At 69.9% G+C, this 16,196-nt stretch carries 14 protein-coding genes and 1 pseudogene; 14 read left to right on the top strand and 1 reads right to left on the bottom strand.

Annotated elements, in window-relative coordinates; genetic code table 11:
* Positions 1-16 precede the first annotated feature (16 nt).
* From ACSHXN_RS13145 to ftsH, 3 genes are all read left to right on the top strand, one after another.
* Positions 17-2,464, top strand: coding sequence for a [protein-PII] uridylyltransferase (locus ACSHXN_RS13145; protein ID WP_438303156.1), 2,448 nt, complete (start codon positions 17-19; stop codon positions 2,462-2,464).
* 123 nt (positions 2,465-2,587) lie between these two features.
* Positions 2,588-4,135: a signal recognition particle protein gene (gene ffh, locus ACSHXN_RS13140; protein ID WP_355131834.1), complete on the top strand. Its 1,548-nt coding sequence runs from the start codon at positions 2,588-2,590 to the stop codon at positions 4,133-4,135.
* Between the two features lie 101 nt (positions 4,136-4,236).
* Positions 4,237-6,165, top strand: a complete 1,929-nt coding sequence (gene ftsH / locus ACSHXN_RS13135; protein ID WP_383358332.1) for an ATP-dependent zinc metalloprotease FtsH — start codon at positions 4,237-4,239, stop codon at positions 6,163-6,165.
* 23 nt (positions 6,166-6,188) lie between these two features.
* Here the strand turns inward: ftsH and ACSHXN_RS13130 are convergent, their stop codons facing one another.
* A complete protein-coding gene (locus tag ACSHXN_RS13130) occupies positions 6,189-7,049 on the bottom strand; it encodes an SAM-dependent methyltransferase (RefSeq protein WP_438303155.1) in 861 nt (286 codons plus the stop codon).
* A gap of 220 nt (positions 7,050-7,269) precedes the next feature.
* Between ACSHXN_RS13130 and proS the strand changes: the two genes are divergently transcribed.
* The 11 genes and pseudogenes from proS to lepB (ACSHXN_RS13075) form a co-directional block, all read left to right on the top strand.
* Positions 7,270-8,685, top strand: coding sequence for a proline--tRNA ligase (gene proS, locus ACSHXN_RS13125; RefSeq protein ID WP_355131837.1), 1,416 nt, complete (start codon positions 7,270-7,272; stop codon positions 8,683-8,685).
* 252 nt (positions 8,686-8,937) lie between these two features.
* The gene (locus ACSHXN_RS13120) at positions 8,938-9,534 is read left to right on the top strand and encodes a hypothetical protein (protein ID WP_355131838.1); all 597 of its coding nucleotides are present in this window, start codon (positions 8,938-8,940) and stop codon (positions 9,532-9,534) included.
* A 322-nt stretch (positions 9,535-9,856) separates the two neighbouring features.
* Positions 9,857-10,285: a 30S ribosomal protein S16 gene (rpsP, locus tag ACSHXN_RS13115; RefSeq protein WP_355131839.1), complete on the top strand. Its 429-nt coding sequence runs from the start codon at positions 9,857-9,859 to the stop codon at positions 10,283-10,285.
* Positions 10,286-10,287: 2 nt separating this feature from the next.
* Positions 10,288-10,527 carry an RNA-binding protein gene (locus ACSHXN_RS13110; RefSeq protein ID WP_005479813.1) on the top strand — a complete coding sequence of 80 codons (240 nt, stop codon included), beginning with the start codon at positions 10,288-10,290 and terminating at the stop codon, positions 10,525-10,527.
* Positions 10,528-10,609: 82 nt separating this feature from the next.
* Positions 10,610-11,161 carry a ribosome maturation factor RimM gene (rimM, locus tag ACSHXN_RS13105; RefSeq protein WP_355131840.1) on the top strand — a complete coding sequence of 184 codons (552 nt, stop codon included), beginning with the start codon at positions 10,610-10,612 and terminating at the stop codon, positions 11,159-11,161.
* Positions 11,161-11,994 carry a tRNA (guanosine(37)-N1)-methyltransferase TrmD gene (trmD, locus tag ACSHXN_RS13100; RefSeq protein ID WP_355131902.1) on the top strand — a complete coding sequence of 278 codons (834 nt, stop codon included), beginning with the start codon at positions 11,161-11,163 and terminating at the stop codon, positions 11,992-11,994. The genes rimM and trmD overlap by 1 nt, the downstream gene beginning before the upstream one ends.
* A 133-nt stretch (positions 11,995-12,127) precedes the next feature.
* On the top strand, positions 12,128-12,478 hold the full coding sequence (gene rplS / locus ACSHXN_RS13095) for a 50S ribosomal protein L19 (RefSeq protein WP_059129077.1): 351 nt from the start codon (positions 12,128-12,130) through the stop codon (positions 12,476-12,478).
* 45 nt (positions 12,479-12,523) lie between these two features.
* On the top strand, positions 12,524-13,240 hold the full coding sequence (gene lepB / locus ACSHXN_RS13090; protein WP_355131841.1) for a signal peptidase I: 717 nt from the start codon (positions 12,524-12,526) through the stop codon (positions 13,238-13,240).
* Positions 13,233-14,315, top strand: coding sequence for a signal peptidase I (lepB, locus tag ACSHXN_RS13085; RefSeq protein WP_438303152.1), 1,083 nt, complete (start codon positions 13,233-13,235; stop codon positions 14,313-14,315). The genes lepB (ACSHXN_RS13090) and lepB (ACSHXN_RS13085) overlap by 8 nt, the downstream gene beginning before the upstream one ends.
* Entirely contained in the window at positions 14,209-15,150 is a 942-nt protein-coding gene (gene lepB / locus ACSHXN_RS13080; RefSeq protein ID WP_355131843.1) for a signal peptidase I, read from the top strand. Before lepB (ACSHXN_RS13085) ends, lepB (ACSHXN_RS13080) begins: the two co-directional genes overlap by 107 nt.
* 79 nt (positions 15,151-15,229) lie before the next feature.
* A pseudogene (lepB, locus tag ACSHXN_RS13075) lies at positions 15,230-15,799 on the top strand (signal peptidase I); the annotation flags it as partial.
* Between the last annotated feature and the right edge of the window lie 397 nt (positions 15,800-16,196).

Here is a 16,196-nt window from a genome sequence, read left to right as displayed (position 1 = left end):
GAACAGGAGTCGCCGGGTGACGAGTACGGACGTACGTACGGAAGCAGAGGGCTCGGAACCCGGCGGCTACGCGGCGGCCCGGCTGCGTCTCCTCCAGGAGGGGGCGGAGTCCGGGCCGCCGCGCCGTGCGGCCCTGGCGAAGCTGACGGACGACTGGCTCGCCCAGCTGTTCACCGCCGGGGCCGAAGGGCTGCGCGGTGTCGCCCTGGTCGCGGTCGGTGGCTACGGGCGCGGCGAGCTGTCCCCGCGCAGCGACCTCGATCTGCTTCTGCTGCACGACGGCGGCGACTCCAAGGAGGTCGCCGCGCTCGCCGACCGCCTCTGGTACCCCGTCTGGGACCTCGGCATCGCCCTGGACCACTCCGTGCGCACTCAGGCGGAGGCCCGCAGGACCGCGGGGGAGGACCTCAAGGTGCAGCTCGGCCTGCTGGACGCGCGGCATCTGGCGGGCGACCTCGGACTGACCGCGGGCCTGCGCACCGCCGTCCTCGCCGACTGGCGCAACCAGGCGCCGAAACGCCTTCCCCAGCTGCGGGAGCTGTGCGCCGAGCGGGCCGAGCGGCAGGGCGAACTGCAGTACCTCCTGGAGCCCGACCTCAAGGAGGCGCGGGGCGGACTGCGTGACGCCACGGCGCTGCGCGCGGTGGCCGCCTCCTGGGTCGCGGACGCGCCGCGCGAGGGACTGGCCGACGCCCGGCGCAGACTGCTCGACGTGCGGGACGCGCTGCATCTGGCCACCGGGCGCGCAACGGACCGGCTGTCCCTGCAGGAGCAGGACCAGGTCGCGGCCGAGCTCGGCCTGCTGGACGCCGACACGCTGCTGCGCCAGGTCTACGAGGCGGCGCGCGTCATCTCGTATGCGAGCGATGTGACCTGGCGCGAGGTGGGACGCGTCCTCAAATCGCGGGCCGTGCGGCCTCGGCTGCGGGCCATCCTCGGCGGTGGCAAACCGGTCGTCGAGCGGTCCCCGCTGGCCGAAGGCGTGGTGGAACAGGACGGAGAGGTGGTGCTCGCCCGCACCGCCCGTCCGGAGCGCGACCCCGTACTGCCCCTGCGCGCCGCGGCGGCCGCCGCCCAGGCCGGCCTTCCGCTCTCCCTGCACGCCGTACGGCGTATGGCCGCCACCGCGCGCCCCCTGCCCACGCCCTGGCCCGCCGAGGCCCGCGAACAACTCGTGACCCTGCTGGGCTCCGGGCGCCCGACCGTGGAGGTCTGGGAGGCCCTCGAGGCCGAGGGGCTGATCACCCGTCTGCTGCCCGACTGGGAGCGGGTCCGCTGCCGTCCGCAGCGCAACGCCGTGCATCTGTGGACCGTCGACCGGCATCTGATCGAGACGGCCGTGCAGGCCTCCGAGCTGACCCGCCGGGTGGGCCGGCCGGATCTCCTCCTGGTCGCCGCGCTGCTGCACGACATCGGCAAGGGCTGGCCCGGCGACCACTCCGTGGCGGGCGAGATCATCGCGCGGGACGTGGCGGGCCGTATCGGCTTCGACCGCGACGACGTCGCCGTCCTCGCCGGCCTTGTGCGCCACCATCTGCTGCTGGTCGAGACGGCCACCCGGCGCGATCTGGAGGACCCCTCGACGGTGCACTCGGTCGCCGAGGCCGTCGGTTCCCAGAGCACCCTGGAGCTGCTGCACGCCCTGACCGAGGCGGACGCGCTCGCCACCGGTCCCGCCGCCTGGTCGTCCTGGCGGGGGGCGCTGGTGACGGACCTGGTCAAGCGGGTCGCGGCGGTACTGGCCGGGGACGAGCCCGCCGACCCGGAGGCCGTCACACCCACCGTCGAGCAGGAGCGGCTCGCCATCGAGGCGTTCCGTACGGGCGGGCCCGTCCTCGGTCTGCGCGCGCAGACCGAGCCGCCCTCCGAGGAACCGCCCGTCGCGCCCGAGCCCCTCGGCGTGGAACTGCTCATCGCCGTGCCGGACCAGCCCGGAGTACTGCCCGCGGTGTCGGGCGTGCTGGCCGTGCACCGCCTCACCGTCCGCACGGCGGAGCTGCGGGCGCTGGAGCTGCCGGAGCCGGTCTGCGAGGGCGCGATCCTGCTGCTCGACTGGCGGGTCGCGGCGGAGTACGGCTCGCTTCCGCAGGCCGCCCGGCTGCGTGCTGATCTCGTGCGGGCCCTGGACGGCTCCCTGGACGTCGCCTCGCGTCTGGCGGAGCGGGACGCGGCCTATCCCCGCCGTCGGGGAGTGGAGGCGCCCCCGCCGCGGGTGACGGTCGCCCCGGCGGCCTCGCGGCACGCCACCGTGATCGAGGTCCGGGCCCAGGACGCCCCGGGGCTGCTGTTCCGGATCGGACGGGCCCTGGAGAAGTGCGGTGTGCGCGTGCGCAGCGCGCACATCAGCACCCTGGGAGCGAACGCGGTGGACGCCTTCTATGTGACCACCGCCACAGGCGCGCCCCTGCCGGCGGAGGAGGCGGCCTCGGTGGCACGGGCGCTGGAGGAGACGTTGCGGGCATGACGCCACGGCCGCCCGGCGCCCGGTGTGCGATGCCGGACGGGCGGCCGGGGACGATTTGCTCGCCGGGCCGGATACCCTGGAGGGCAACCCAAAACGACCCCGACCCCGAGGACCGACGCCGCCGTGTTCGATACCCTCTCCGACCGCCTCAGCGCGACTTTCAAAAACCTCCGCGGGAAAGGCCGGCTCTCCGAGGCGGACATCGACGCCACGGCCCGCGAGATCCGTATTGCGCTTCTCGAAGCCGACGTGGCCCTGCCGGTCGTCCGCTCCTTCATCAAGAGCATCAAGGAAAGGTCCCTCGGGAGCGAGGTCTCCAAGGCCCTGAATCCCGCCCAGCAGGTCCTCAAGATCGTCAACGACGAGCTGGTGACGATTCTCGGCGGTGAGACCCGCCGGCTCCGGTTCGCCAAGCAGCCCCCGACGGTGATCATGCTCGCGGGTCTGCAGGGTGCCGGTAAGACCACCCTCGCGGGCAAGCTCGGCAGGTGGCTCAAGGAGCAGGGGCACTCCCCGCTGCTGGTCGCCGCCGACCTCCAGCGCCCGAACGCGGTCAACCAGCTCAGCGTCGTCGCCGAGCGTGCGGGTGTCGCCGTCTACGCGCCCGAGCCGGGCAACGGCGTCGGCGACCCGGTCAAGGTCGCGAAGGACTCCATCGACTTCGCCAGGACGAAGGTCCACGACATCGTCATCGTGGACACCGCCGGCCGTCTCGGCATCGACCAGGAGATGATGCAGCAGGCCGCGGACATCCGGGATGCGGTCTCGCCCGACGAGATCCTGTTTGTCGTCGACGCGATGATCGGTCAGGACGCGGTCAACACGGCCGAGTCCTTCCGCGACGGCGTCGGCTTCGACGGCGTGGTCCTGTCCAAGCTCGACGGTGACGCCCGTGGTGGTGCGGCGCTGTCGATCCGGCAGATCACCGGCAAGCCGATCATGTTCGCGTCGAACGGCGAGAAGCTCGAGGACTTCGACGCCTTCCACCCGGACCGGATGGCCTCCCGCATCCTCGACATGGGTGACCTGCTCACCCTGATCGAGCAGGCGGAGAAGACGTTCAGCCAGGAAGAGGCCCAGAAGATGGCCTCCAAGCTGGCGTCCAAGAAGGGCCAGGACTTCACCCTGGACGACTTCCTGGCCCAGATGGAGCAGGTCAGGAAGATGGGCTCCATCTCCAAGCTGCTCGGCATGCTCCCGGGCATGGGCCAGATCAAGGACCAGATCAACAACCTGGACGAGCGGGACGTCGACCGCACGGCCGCGATCATCAAGTCGATGACCCCGGGAGAGCGCCAGGAGCCGACGATCATCAACGGCTCGCGCCGGGCCCGTATCGCCAAGGGCTCGGGTGTCGAGGTCAGTGCGGTCAAGAGCCTGGTCGAGCGGTTCTTCGAGGCCCGCAAGATGATGTCCCGCATGGCCCAGGGCGGCGGTATGCCGGGCATGCCGGGGATCCCGGGCATGGGCGGGGGCCCCGGCCGGACGAAGAAGCAGCCGAAGAAGGCCAAGGGCAAGCAGCGCTCCGGCAACCCGATGAAGCGCAAGCAGCAGGAGCAGGAGGAGGCCGACCGGCGCGCCGCGGCCCAGGAGGCGGGCGCCTTCGGCCTGCCGCAGCAGAGCGGTCAGGAGTTCGAGCTGCCGGACGAGTTCAAGAAGTTCATGGGCTGACCCGTACGGCGGTTCACGCCGTCCGACGCCGAGGGCGTCCCTCACCGAAGGGGCGCCCTCAGCGCATGCCGGGGTCTTTCCGGTGCCGTACCGTCCGATATATGACCGATGCGGCGCCACCACGGAAAACCCCGGACAAACCGTGGCGCACGGAGGGCACCTCGGACGAGCCGCCCCGGCGGATCGGCGGCCGTAGGGCGCCGGGCGGGTGGTGGGGTCTCGCCGCCGCCGCGGTCATCGTCTTCCTCATCGTCTACGCCGCGGTGACCTACTTCACCGCGGCCCACGAAGCGACCATCTCGTACACGGAGTTCAGCAAGCAGGTCGCCGGCGGCAACGTCACCAAGGTGTACGCCAAGGGCGACGCGATCCAGGGGCAGCTGAAGCGGCCGCAACCGAGGCCGGGCGGCGGGGAGTACACCACTTTCAAGACGCAGCGCCCGGCATTCGCGGACGACAAGCTCTGGCAGAACCTGACCCAGCACCACGTCACCGTGACGGCCCAGCCGGTGGTGCAGGAACGCAGCTTCCTGTCCAATCTGCTGATCTCGCTGCTGCCGCTGCTGATCCTGGCGGCGGTGTGGATCTTCATCGCCCGCCGGGTGCGCACGGGCCTCGGCGGTCCGGGAGGCCTGCTGGGCCGCAGGGCGCCCCCCAGGCCGATCGAGCTGCATCCGGGCATCAGACGCACCACGTTCGCGGACGTCGCCGGGATCGACGAGGTCAAGGGCGAGCTGAACGACGTCGTCGACTTCCTGAGGAACCCGGACGCGTACCGCAGCATGGGCGCGAAGATGCCGCGCGGTGTCCTGCTGACGGGCCCGCCGGGCACGGGCAAGACATTGCTGGCCCGGGCGGTGGCGGGCGAGGCGGGTGTGCCGTTCTTCTCCGCGTCCGCCTCCGAGTTCATCGAGATGATCGTGGGCGTCGGCGCGTCCCGTGTCCGCGAACTGTTCACCGAGGCCCGCAAGGCCGCCCCCTCGATCATCTTCATCGACGAGATCGACACGATCGGGCGGATCCGGGGCGGCGGAGCCTCGCTGGGCGGCCACGACGAGCGCGAGCAGACCCTGAACCAGATCCTCACGGAGATGGACGGCTTCTCGGGGTCCGAGGGCGTGATCGTCATCGCGGCGACGAACCGCGCCGACATCCTGGATCCGGCGCTGACCCGCCCCGGCCGCTTCGACCGGGTGGTCACCGTCTCGCCGCCGGACCGGGACGGCCGCCAGGCCATCCTGCGGATCCACACCCGCGACATGCCCCTCGCCCCGGACGTGGACCTGCCTCAGGTGGCCCGGATGACCCCGGGCATGACCGGCGCGGAACTGGCCAACCTCGCCAACGAGGCGGCGCTCCTCGCGGTCAAGCGGCAACAGCAGCAGGTGGCGCAGCGCGACTTCCTGGAGGCCCTGGAGAAGGTCCAGCTGGGTGCCGCACGCTCGCTGCTGATGCCCGAGGAGGAGCGCCGGCGCACCGCCTACCACGAGAGCGGACACGCACTGCTGGGGATGCTGCAGCCCGGTGCCGACCCGGTCCGCAAGGTCACCATCGTGCCGCGCGGCCGGGCGCTCGGGGTGACGCTGTCGACCCCGGAGGCCGACAGATACGCGTACACGGAGGAGTATCTGCGCGGCCGCATCATCGGCGCCCTGGGCGGCATGGCCGCGGAACACGTGGTCTTCGGGGTCGTCACCACCGGCTCCGAGAACGACCTCGAACAGGTCACCAACATCGCCCGCGGCATGGTCGCCCGCTGGGGCATGAGCGAGCGGGTGGGCCGCTTCTCGGCTCTCCCGAGCGACGTGCAGCAGGCCTACGGCCTCACCGCCGCCCCGCACACACTGGACGTGATCGAGAGCGAGATGCGCCGCATCGTGGACGAGTGCTACGAGGAGGCGTGCCGCAAACTCACCGACCACCGGGGCCAACTGGACGCTCTGGCGGAGGCACTCCTGGTCGACGAGACCCTGGACGAGGCGGAGGCGTATCACATCGCCGGCGTCCTGCGCCTGAGGAAGGACGACTGAGCGAGCCGCTCCCGATCGCCGCCCTACGGGACGCGCGTGACCAGGTACCGGAACACGTTCGGCATCCACACCGTCCCGTCCGGCCGCAGGTACGGGTGCAGTGCCTCCGTCAGCTCCTTGTCGACCTGTGCCTGTTCCGTGGCGCCGATCGCCGCGTCGAAGAGCCCCGTCGACAGCATCCCGCGTACCGCGCTGCCCGGGTCGGCGTACCCGAAGGGGCACGCGACCCGCCCCGACCCGTCCGGCCGCAGTCCGCAGCGCTGCGCCGTCTCCTCCAGGTCGTCGCGCCGGGCCGGGCGCCAACGGCCGCCGTCCGCCTGGGGGTCGGCCAGTTTCGCGGCGATCCGAAGCACGGACGAGGCACTGCACCGCTCGGGCGGGCCCCAGCCGGCGAGCACCACGAACGCACCGTGCTCGGCGAGCGGTGCGGCCGCCGTGAGCTGCTCCTCGAGGTCCATCTTGGTCTCGGCGGCGCCTGCGACCGGATCGAAGGCGGTCACGAGGTTGTACGCCGGCGCTCCCGGTGCGGTCGCCGCCTCGCTGACGGACCCGTCGACGATCCGCACGTCCCCTCGCGTCCGCGCGCCCCACGGACCCGGCTCCAGCCGGTCGCGGGCGACGGCCAGCCGTTCGTCCGCCCCGCGGTCGACACCCGTGACCGAGGCGCCCCGGGAGGCGGCCATCAGCAGGGCGAGCCCCGCACCGCATCCGAGCCCGAGCAGCCGGGTCCCGGAGTTCACCTCGAGCCGCTCGTAGACGGCCTCGTAGAGCGGCACGAGCATCCGCTCCTGGATCTCGACCCAGTCACGCGCGCGTTCACGCCGGTCCACGCGGGGCGTCGCCCCCGCGTGGGGGAGGTGATGTCGCGCGAGCGTCGGTGTCATCGAAAGCGCCCCAATCAGCCGAGAGTTGTCGCTGTGCTCGATTCCCTGGCCCCCGTGACGTGCGTTCCACCCGGAAACCCCCCGCATGCCAGGTAACTCCGCGCCCGTCGTGGCGTCCAGGGGTTGCGACGCACTCCATGTGAGCCGTCCGCGCGCCCCCGCCCACCCCCGGGTGACAAATGATTCACGGTGCAAGGAGCTGTCCCCGTACCATCGCGCCATGGCTAAGGCACCCGTTCTCACACCCCGGGCGGACGACTTCCCGCGCTGGTACCAGGACCTGATCAACAAGGCCGAACTGGCCGACAACGGGCCGGTGCGCGGCACCATGGTCATCCGACCGTACGGGTACGGGCTGTGGGAGCGGATGCAGGCCGAGATGGACGCCCGCATCAAGGAGACCGGCACCCAGAACGCGTACTTCCCGCTGCTGATCCCGCAGTCGTACCTCACCCGGGAGGCCGACCACGTCGAGGGCTTCGCGCCCGAACTCGCGGTCGTCACGCACGCCGGGGGCAAGGACCTCGAAGAGCCGGCAGTGGTCCGGCCCACCTCCGAGACCATCGTCAACGAGTACTTCTCCAAGTGGATCCAGAGCTACCGCGACCTGCCCCTGCTGATCAACCAGTGGGCGAACGTGGTGCGTTGGGAGCTGAGGCCCCGTCTCTTCCTGCGCACCTCCGAATTCCTGTGGCAGGAGGGCCACACCGCGCACGCCACCTATGAGGAGGCGCGCGACTTCGCCGCGCACATCCAGCGGCACGTCTACGGCGACTTCCTCGAGAACGTCCTCGCGGTGGACTTCGTGTCCGGGCGCAAGACGGTCAAGGAACGCTTCGCCGGCGCCGTCAACACCCTGACGCTGGAGAGCATGATGGGCGACGGCAAGGCCCTCCAGATGGTCACCAGCCACGAACTGGGCCAGAACTTCGCCAAGGCGTTCAACACCCGCTACCTCTCGAAGGACGCCTCGCAGGAATACGTGTGGCAGACCTCCTGGGGCTCCACCACCCGCATGATCGGCGCCCTGGTGATGACGCACGGCGACGACGACGGACTCCGGGTTCCGCCGCGGCTGGCGCAGATCCAGGCCGTCGTCCTCGCGATCAAGGACGACGAGGCGGTTCTGGCCAAGGTCCACGAGATCGGCGACCGGCTCAGGGCGGCCGGTGTCCGCGTCCACGTGGACGACCGCACCGACACCCCCTTCGGCCGCCGAGCCGTCGACTGGGAGCTCAAGGGCGTGCCCGTACGCATCGAGGTGGGCCCCCGCGACCTGGAGAAGGGCACCGCGATGCTGGCCCGCCGCATCCCCGGGGGCAAGGAGCCGGTGGCGCTCGAGGCGCTCCCGGCTCTGGTTCCCGGGATCCTCGAGGAGGACCAGGCCCTGCTCCTGAAGCAGTCGCGCGAGCGCCGCCTGTCCCGTACGGCGGAGGTGTCGACGATCGACGAGGCCGTCGAGGCGGCGGTCGCCGGCGGCTGGGCCCGCATCCCGTGGTCCGTGCTCGGCGAGGACGGCGAGGCCAAGCTGGCCGAGCACGCCGTGACCGTACGCTGTCTGGTCACCGAGGACGGGGCGGTTCCCGACGCGGACGACACACCGGGTAACGTCGCGGTCGTCGCGCGCGCTTATTGAGGTAAGGCGAGAAGAGGCCGAAACGCCTCTTGCACATCGGCAGACCACAGGTGCACCGATGTGCGCGGTTCACCTACGCGCCGGTGCGTAGAGGTCACTACGCACCGGCTTGGTACGAGCTGTGAGACTTCTCCGCAGATCATCGCACCCGCCCTCCTCCGGACGCATCAGCGGCAAACTGACGGGTACGTGCAAATTATTTGGGATGCCCCGGAATAGGAACACCGGGGCACTCCGGCTCGTTGTCATTACGTGAGCACGACACCACCTGTTCTCGCCGCAGAGCTGGCGCAGGCGTGGGCCGACATTCAGCGGTACCACCCCGAGCTGCCCGATCTTGCCGCGCCCGAGTCCCTGATCGGAGAGTCGTCGTCCGCCTGTGGGCACGAACTCTCCTTCGAGCGACTGCTCCATGAGGCAGTCCACGGCATCGCCGCCGCCCGCGGCGTACGCGACACCTCCCGTGCAGGCCGCTACCACAACCGCAGATTCCTCGCGATCGCCGAGGAGCTGGGCCTGGACCATCCCGAAGAGCCGCACCCGAGCAGCGGTTTCTCGCTCGTCACGCTCAACCCCGAGGCCAAGCGGCGCTACCGGCCGACGATGGAGCGGCTGCAGCGGGCGCTGAAGGCGCACTCGGCGGCGACCGCCGCGGACACGTCCCGCACGTTCCGGGGCCCGGCCGCCCGCCACGGCTCCTCCGGAGGCGGCGTCCGCGTCAAGGCGGTCTGCGACTGCGGCCGCAACGTCCGTGTGGTTCCGTCGGTGCTGGCCCAGGCGCCGATCGTGTGCGGCGGATGCGGAAAGCCGTTCCGCATCCCGGAGCCGGTGGGTGCGGCGGCGGGCTGAGACGACGGCTGCTCGTGGCAGCCGTACTCGGTGAGTCGCCCCCCCACACACCGTGCATACGTACACCGGGGCCGACCCGGTGGACGGGCATCCGTGAGCGCCGGGGCCATCGCCCGGCGCCGGATGCCCCGTCGGCGTGTCCGGGCGCACCCCTGGCGGGCAAAGCCTCCGTCAGGGTGTGGCAGAATGGCAAGCTGTACTCGACAGCCGCACAGGACCCCTCTCTCCTCCGGCTGACGCGTCCGTCGGGCACTCGGGTACCGCAACCCCACGCGGCCGACCCGCCGTGCCCAACCACGTCAAACCAGGAGAACCCGCTCCCGTGGCAGTCAAGATCAAGCTGAAGCGTCTGGGCAAGATCCGTTCGCCTCACTACCGCATCGTCGTCGCCGACTCCCGCACCCGCCGTGACGGCCGTGCGATCGAGGAGATCGGCAAGTACCACCCGACCTACAACCCGTCGGTCATCGAGGTGGACACCGACCGCGTGGCGTACTGGCTCGGCGTCGGCGCCCAGCCGACCGAGCCCGTGCTCGCCATTCTGAAGAAGACCGGCGACTGGCAGAAGTTCAAGGGCGAGCCCGCCCCGGCTCCGCTGCTGGTGGCCGCGCCCAAGGCCGCGCGTCCGTCCTTCGAGTCGCTCGCCGGTGACGACGAGGGCAAGGGTGAGGCGATCACCCAGAAGAAGAAGGCTGAGAAGAAGGACGAGGCCGCGGCCGAGTCGTCTTCGTCTGAGTCGACCGAGGCCTGAGCATGCTCGAGGAGGCTCTCGAGCACCTCGTGAAGGGCATCGTCGACAACCCTGACGATGTGCAGGTGGCCTCGCGCGACCTGCGCCGTGGACGTGTGCTCGAGGTCCGGGTGCACCCCGACGACCTCGGCAAGGTGATCGGCCGCAACGGCCGTACCGCGCGCGCTCTGCGTACCGTCGTGGGCGCCATCGGCGGCCGTGGTGTCCGTGTCGACCTCGTCGACGTGGATCACGTCCGCTGACGCTTATCGCAACCGGCTCGGGCCGGGGAGGGCCACTGGGCCGTCCCCGGCCCGCGGTCGTTACGACAGGAGATCTTCACAAGTGCAGCTGGTAGTCGCACGGATCGGCCGCGCCCACGGCATCAAGGGCGAGGTCACCGTGGAGGTACGTACGGACGAGCCCGAACTCAGGCTCGCCCCGGGCGCCGTGCTGGCGACCGAACCCGCGGCCGTGGGCCCGCTCACCATCGCGACGGGCCGGGTGCACAGCGGACGGCTGCTCCTGCGCTTCGACGGTGTCCGGGACCGCACCGGCGCCGAGGCGCTGCGCAACACCCTCCTGATCGCCGAGGTCGACCCGGACGAGCTTCCCGAGGGCGAGGACGAGTACTACGACCACCAGCTCATGGACCTGGACGTGGTGACCGTCGACGGCATGGAGGTGGGCCGGATCACCGAGATCTCGCATCTTCCCCACCAGGACCTGTTCGTGGTGGAGCGCCCGGACGGTACCGAGGCGCTGATCCCGTTCGTCGAGGAGATCGTCACCGAGATCGACCTCGAGGAGCAGCGGGCGGTCATCGACCCGCCGCCGGGCCTGATCGACGACCGTGCCGAGATCGCGTCGTCCCGCGAGCCGGAGGAAGAGGCGTGATGCGGCTCGACGTCGTCACCATCTTCCCCGAGTACCTGGAACCGCTGAACGTCTCCCTCGTCGGCAAGGCCCGCGCGCGTGGACAGCTGAACGTCCATGTGCACGATCTGCGGTCGTGGACGTACGACCGCCACAACACGGTCGACGACACCCCGTACGGCGGCGGCCCCGGCATGGTCATGAAGACCGATCCCTGGGGCGCGGCGCTGGACGAGATCCTGGCCGACGGCTACGAGACCGGCGCCGCGGCGCCCGCTCTCCTCGTGCCCACGCCCAGCGGCCGTCCCTTCACCCAGGAACTCGCCCTCGAACTCTCCGAGCGCCCCTGGCTGATCTTCACCCCCGCCCGCTACGAGGGCATCGACCGCCGCGTCGTCGACGAGTACGCGACCCGGATACCGGTCTACGAGGTGTCCATCGGGGACTACGTCCTCGCCGGCGGCGAGGCGGCCGTCCTCGTCATCACCGAGGCGGTGGCCCGGTTGCTGCCCGGGGTGCTGGGCAACGCCGAATCGCACCGGGACGACTCCTTCGCGCCGGGCGCGATGGCGAACCTCCTGGAGGGGCCCGTCTACACCAAGCCGCCGCTCTGGCGCGGCCGGGACATCCCCGAGGTGCTGCTCAGCGGCCACCACGGCAGGATCGCCCGCTGGCGCCGGGACGAGGCGCTGAAGCGCACGACGGCCAACCGGCCCGACCTGATCGAGCGCTGCGACCCGGCGGCCTTCGACAAGAAGGACCGCGAGATGCTCTCCATCCTCGGCTGGGCACCGGACCCCGACGGCGCACCGTACGGCCGATTTTGGCGCAGGCCGGAGGGCATGGAAGAATAGGCGGCTGTTGTCCGCTTCCGGCGCGCGCCCCTGCCACGGGGGGACACGACGTCCGCCCCGACGCGGTCGGCGCTTCTTATCGAAAACGATCTCCCGCCGATGACCTGTGGCATCGGTGAAGAAAGCAGACGAAATGTCTCACCTGCTCGACTCCGTCGACGTCGCGTCGCTGCGCAGCGACATCCCGGCCTTCCGCCCGGGTGACACCGTCAACGTCCACGTCCGCGTCATCGAGGGCAATCGCTCCCGTGTGCAGCAGTTCAAGGGCGTGGTGATCCGTCGCCAGGGCGCCGGCGTGCGCGAGACCTTCACGGTCCGCAAGGTCTCCTTCTCCGTCGGCGTCGAGCGCACCTTCCCGGTGCACACCCCGATCGTGGAGAAGATCGAGCTCGTCACCAAGGGTGACGTGCGCCGCGCCAAGCTGTACTACCTGCGCGACCTGCGCGGCAAGGCGGCGAAGATCAAGGAGAAGCGCGAGAACTGAGCGCCTCCGGGGGTGCACAGGGGGGCCGGATAGCATCTGGCCCCGATGGACACCGAAGCACAGCACATGGAGCGCGACCGCTCCCGCGATCCCGCAGAGTCCGAGGAGATCTCGGACACACCGGGTCCGGCGGGGCGGTCGCGCTTCGCGTTGGTGTCCGGGGCGGTCGACCGGGTGCCCGGCGGACGGATCACCCTGACCGTGATGATCTGCCTGCTGTTTCTCCTCGCACTCAGCACGTTCGTGATGCAGCCCTTCGAAATCCCCAGCGGTTCCATGGAGCGCGGATTGAGGGTTGGGGACCGCGTGCTCGTAAATAAGTTGGCGTACCGTTTCGGATCGAAGCCGCAGCGGGGAGACATCGTCGTGTTCGACGGCTCCGGCTACTTCGGGAACGCCGACTACGTCAAGCGGGTAGTAGGCGTGGGGGGAGACCATGTGGTCTGCTGCGACAGGGAGGGGAGACTCGAGGTGAACGGCCGGCCGGTCGACGAGTCGTCGTTTCTGTACCCCGGCAACAGCCCGTCCGACGTCGCCTTCGACGTCGTCGTGCCCGACGGCACGCTGTTCGTGCTCGGCGACCACCGCAGCGACTCCAGCGACTCCCGCGACCACCTGGGTTCGCCGGGCGGCGGGATGATCCCGCTCGGCGCGGTGATCGGCCGGGCCGACTGGGTGCTCTGGCCCTCCGCGGATCTCAGGCACATCACACGTCCCCGCGTTTATGCGCGCGTACCCGTCACGGACGGTGCCCATGGGTAACCGGGGCAAGCCGCGCGGGGTGCCGATCGACACCGTCACCCAGAACCTCCTGCCCACCGGCGCGCGGCGCGCCGGAGGGTCTGCCGGCCCCACCGGGCGCAGCCGCGCCGAGCGGCGCAGGCTCCAGCGCAAGGTCAAGCGCAAACGGAGGCGCTCCGCGGTCAAGGAGATACCCCTCCTGGCCGGCGTCGCCGTCCTCATAGCACTCGTCCTGAAGACGTTCCTCGTGCAGGCCTTCGTGATCCCGTCGGGCTCCATGGAGAACACGATCCAGGTCGGCGACCGAGTCCTCGTCGACAAGCTGACCCCGTGGTTCGGCTCCAAGCCGCAGCGCGGGGACGTCGTCGTCTTCAGGGACCCGGGCGACTGGCTGGCCGGGGAGAAGACGACCAAGACGAACGATCCCGTCGGTATCAAGCAGGCCAAGGAAGGGCTCACCTGGATCGGCCTGCTGCCCTCCGACAACGACAAGGACCTCATCAAGCGGGTGGTCGCCGTCGGTGGAGACACCGTCAAGTGCTGCGACACCCAAGGACGTGTCATCGTCAACGGGACTCCACTGAATGAGCCATACATTCACCCGGGGAACAAACCTTCGGACTTCGCGTTCTCGGTGACCGTTCCCCCCGGCCGGCTGTGGGTCATGGGCGACCACCGCGCCAACTCGGCGGATTCGCGCTACCACCGCACCGAGGCGTTCGGCGGTACTGTCTCCGAGAAATCCGTCGTCGGCCGCGCCGTGGTCATCGCCTGGCCCATCGGGCACTGGACACGTCTGAAGGACCCGGACACTTACGCGTCGGTGCCGGGCGGATCGGCCACCGCACTCGGTCCGTCGCATAGGGTGGCCTCTGCGGATCGATACGGATTGATCCCGCTCCCGAGCCCTGCGGAACTCCCGCTCGTTATGGGAGTGGCGGGCCTGCGTCGACTGGGGCGCCGGCGGCGATACGGAGTGAGGAGTGGACGTGGGGGATTTGGCGGTCGGCGCACGATCCGGACACGAAGGTCCCGAAGAGCGACCCGACGAGACGGCTGCCCCGGCCGTGGACCACGACGGCGGCTCGGGGGGTAGCTCCCCCGGCGGCGGTACACAGGGCGACGGTCAGAACCCCCAGCCGCAGAAGCAGCGTTCCTTCTGGAAGGAACTCCCGCTCCTCATCGGTATCGCGCTGGTCCTCGCGCTGCTGATCAAGACGTTCCTGGTGCAGGCGTTCTCGATCCCCTCGGACTCGATGCAGAACACCCTCCAGCAGGGCGACCGTGTGCTGGTGGACAAGCTGACCCCGTGGTTCGGCTCCGAGCCCTCGCGCGGCGAGGTGGTCGTCTTCCACGATCCGGACAACTGGCTGGCGGGCGAGCCCATCGCCACGCCGAACGCCCTGCAGACGGCCCTGAGCTGGATCGGCCTCATGCCGTCGGCGGAGGAGAAGGACCTCATCAAGCGGGTGGTCGGCGTCGCGGGCGACACCATCGAGTGCCGGGGCACCGGCCCGCTGATGGTCAACGGCAAGGCGCTGAACGAGCCCTACGTCTACCCCGGGAACACCCCGTGCAGCGTCGACGACCAGGGTGGTCAGTTCAAGGTCACGGTTCCGGCGGGCAAAATCTGGGTCATGGGTGACCACCGGCAGAACTCGCTGGACTCCCGTTACCACCAGCAGGACCGGTACCAGGGCTTCGTGCCCGTCGGGAACGTCGTCGGCCGCGCCATCGTGATCGCCTGGCCGCCCACCCGCTGGAACACGCTGCCGATCCCGGACACCTTCGACCAGGGCCTGAGCGTGACGGCTCCGGCAGCGCTCGGCCTGACCGGCGCGGCGCCGCTGGTGCTGTGGCGCAGGCGGCGTGTCGCCGCACGCCTTACCGCCGGAAACCCGAGGGTTACCGGTGGAGGTACCGACCGGTAGTGTGCCGTCCCAGATCGCCGATCTTCCGTGGGCCGTGCGCGGGCCACGGAAGCGAGTCTCCGACCTGGGGAGCACTGGGATGAGCAGGACTGGTCGTACGGAAGAGGGCCGCGGGCGCCTCGGCAGGACCCTGTCGGGACTGGCCGTGGCCCTCGGCTGTGTGCTCTTCCTGGGCGGGTTCGTGTGGGGAGCGTTCGTCTACCGCCCCTACACCGTGCCGACCGACTCCATGACTCCCACCATCAAGGCAGGCGACCGGGTCCTGGCCCAGCGCGTCGACAGCGCCGACATCACACGGGGCGACGTCGTCGTCTTCAAGCAGAAGAGCTGGGGCAACATGCCCATCGTCAAGCGGGTCGTGGCGGTCGGCGGCGACACCATCGCCTGCTGCACCGAGGGCAGACTGACCGTCAACGGCAAGCGGATCCAGGAGTCGTACCTCGGCAAGGGCCGGCCCGCCGAGCTGAAGACGATCCCGACCATCACCGTCCCCAAGGGGCGGCTGTTCCTCCTCGGCGACGAGCGCAGCGGTTCCCTGGACTCCACGGCGCACCTCACGGAGGCCTTCAGCGGCACGGTGCCCCGCAGTGCGGTGGACGCCCGTGTGGACTCGGTGGTGTGGCCGATGAACGGCATGCTGGAGCGCCCGAGAGAGAGAGAGAGAGAGAGAGAGAGAGAGAGAGAGAGAGAGAGAGAGAGAGAGAGAGAGAGAGAGAGAGAGAGAGAGAGAGAGAGAGAGAGAGAGAGAGAGAGAGAGAGAGAGAGAGAGAGAGAGAGAGAGAGAGAGAGAGAGAGAGAGAGAGAGAGAGAGAGAGAGAGAGAGAGAGAGAGAGAGAGAGAGAGAGAGAGAGAGAGAGAGAGAGAGAGAGAGAGAGAGAGAGAGAGAGAGAGAGAGAGAGAGAGAGAGAGAGAGAGAGAGAGAGAGAGAGAGAGAGAGAGAGAGAGAGAGAGAGAGAGAGAGAGAGAGAGAGAGAGAGAGAGAGAGAGAGAGAGAGAGAGAGAGAGAGAGAGAGAGAGAGAGAGAGAGAGAGAGAGAGAGAGAGAGA

Origin of the sequence: Streptomyces sp. HUAS TT11, from assembly GCF_051553595.1 — a bacterium.
Lineage (GTDB): Bacteria > Actinomycetota > Actinomycetes > Streptomycetales > Streptomycetaceae > Streptomyces.
Note: the sequence above shows the minus strand (reverse complement) of the source record. Positions and strands in the feature narration are given on the sequence as shown.

What these genes read in the sequence shown, in the direction of transcription:
- ACSHXN_RS13130 (WP_438303155.1), bottom strand. Translation starts at nt 7,049, where the DNA reads ATGACACCGACGCTCGCGCGACATCACCTCCCCCACGCGGGGGCGACG.
- lepB (WP_355131841.1), top strand. Translation starts at nt 12,524, where the DNA reads ATGGACACCGAAGCACAGCACATGGAGCGCGACCGCTCCCGCGATCCC.
- lepB (WP_438303152.1), top strand. Translation starts at nt 13,233, where the DNA reads ATGGGTAACCGGGGCAAGCCGCGCGGGGTGCCGATCGACACCGTCACC.
- proS (WP_355131837.1), top strand. Translation starts at nt 7,270, where the DNA reads ATGGCTAAGGCACCCGTTCTCACACCCCGGGCGGACGACTTCCCGCGC.
- ftsH (WP_383358332.1), top strand. Translation starts at nt 4,237, where the DNA reads ATGACCGATGCGGCGCCACCACGGAAAACCCCGGACAAACCGTGGCGC.
- ACSHXN_RS13110 (WP_005479813.1), top strand. Translation starts at nt 10,288, where the DNA reads ATGCTCGAGGAGGCTCTCGAGCACCTCGTGAAGGGCATCGTCGACAAC.
- trmD (WP_355131902.1), top strand. Translation starts at nt 11,161, where the DNA reads ATGCGGCTCGACGTCGTCACCATCTTCCCCGAGTACCTGGAACCGCTG.
- rplS (WP_059129077.1), top strand. Translation starts at nt 12,128, where the DNA reads ATGTCTCACCTGCTCGACTCCGTCGACGTCGCGTCGCTGCGCAGCGAC.